The organism is Trichococcus sp. (assembly GCF_049589555.1).
Lineage (GTDB): Bacteria > Bacillota > Bacilli > Lactobacillales > Aerococcaceae > Trichococcus.
Window position 1 is genome coordinate 1 of sequence record NZ_JBAWAZ010000168.1, and the last position, 1,721, is coordinate 1,721.

2 protein-coding genes are annotated in these 1,721 nt (G+C 51.9%); both read right to left on the reverse strand.

From position 1 onward, the window contains the following. Positions 1-226 (reverse strand): tRNA (cytidine(34)-2'-O)-methyltransferase (locus WBV27_RS06710; RefSeq protein WP_424200542.1); only part of this gene is annotated, 226 nt, incomplete at its 3' end. Positions 227-252: 26 nt separating this feature from the next. Continuing rightward, the gene (queG, locus tag WBV27_RS06715) at positions 253-1,410 is read right to left on the reverse strand and encodes a tRNA epoxyqueuosine(34) reductase QueG (protein ID WP_424200544.1); all 1,158 of its coding nucleotides are present in this window, start codon (positions 1,408-1,410) and stop codon (positions 253-255) included. Positions 1,411-1,721 lie beyond the last annotated feature (311 nt).

Below are 1,721 nucleotides of genomic sequence, written 5' to 3' on the forward strand. Positions count from 1 at the left end.
GCTGGCGGTCGCCCAGATAGTCGAGGAATGCCGCCAGATCCGCATGATGGATGATGTTCACGTCATGCCAATAATCGAGCCCGGCACGTTTCAGTTGCTTATCGTCGGTTGAAAAGCCCAAAGGTTCAATCAGATGCAAAGTTGTATTGGTTGCTGCGCAAGTGCGCGCGATATTTCCCGTATTCGCAGGGATCTGCGGTTCAAATAGTACGATATGGTTGGTCATAAGTGAGACTCCTTCATTCTGTTATGTTAATCTGCTTCTTTGATTTCAAATATTTTCAGATAAGCCTTCTCCATTTCGGCTTTGGTTTCTTCGTCCGTTTCGATTATAAGTCGTTCGGAGAAAAAAGCCAACAATTCCGGATTGGCTTCGCGCACAATTTCCGCGATGGCCCAAGCAGCAGTCCCGCGCAGCACCGGTCGGGGATCCTGTTCGATCATCCGCAGCAGTTCCGGAATCGCCGTCCGGTCGCGGTAATTCGCCAAAGCGATGACCGCGTTGCGCTGCAGCGGCTTTTTGCCGCGCCACGATCCTGCCAGATGTCCGAATTGCTCCTTGAATTGCCGATTAGAGATCGTCAGCATCGGCTGCAGAACAGGCGTGACACTTTCCGGTTCCGGCTCCATTTCCGGATGCAGGTGATGATCCATGCCCCGGTTATACGGGCAGACCTGCTGGCAAATATCACATCCGTAAATGACGTGGCCGATCTTTTTGCGGTACTCTTCCGGCATGTACCCTTTCGTCTGCGTTTGGTAAGACAGGCAGATGTTCGGGTTCAATTGGCCGTTGCCGAGGATCGCTCCGGTCGGACAGAAATCGACGCAGCGCGTGCACTCCCCGCAGCCGAAGACACCCGGCTCATCCGCCGGAAAAGGGATGTCGGTGATGATTTCCCCCAAATAGACGTAAGACCCGAACTCGCGCGTGATCAACAGCCCGTTGCGGCCGATGAATCCCAATCCGGCCCGCTGCGCCACCACGGTATCGATCAGCTCTCCGGTGTCCACCATCGGCTTGAAGCGGGCTTCCGGAATTTTTTCCTGGATGAAGGCAATCAAGCGGTCCATCCTATCGCGGAGGATGACATGGTAATCGGTCCCCCAGGAAGCGCGCGAAAAATTACCGCGGCGTTCGCCGCGCATTCGCTCCGCCTTTTCGGTCATTTTGCTCGGGTAAGCCAGCGCGATCGAAAGGATCGCTTGCGGCTTGTCGAATATCCGCCCGGGATAAATCCGTTCGTCCAGAACCGGGTGCTCAAACCCGACCGTATGGCCCTTCGCATGCTGCTCCTTCAAACTTTCCAACATATATTCAAAAGGTTCGGCAGTCGTGAAACCCAGTTTATCGATGCCCAACTTTTTGCTTTCTTCTATTATTTCAGCCTTCAATCCGGCAAAATCCATTTTTTCATGCTCCTGACAGTCAGTATTTTTTTACCGTTCGGCGCCTACGTTCGGCCCGAAAAAGATTGCGAAAATACGCACAAAAAAACGTATCGTTTCGGTGTCAGGCACGGCGAATGCGATACGTTGGTCAAGGTCATTTTGTGGAACAAAACGATAATAATGGCTACAAAATGATATACGTATTATAGCATATCACACCGCTGTGTCAATATTTTTCGGAAACTTGGGCTATGTTCCGGTTACGCCAAAATCAGACAGCTTTGCTGGCGACCAAAAGTGTGACTGCCACAGTGACAGAATTCAACGGA

What these genes read in the sequence shown, in the direction of transcription:
- queG (WP_424200544.1), bottom strand. Translation starts at nt 1,410, where the DNA reads ATGGATTTTGCCGGATTGAAGGCTGAAATAATAGAAGAAAGCAAAAAG.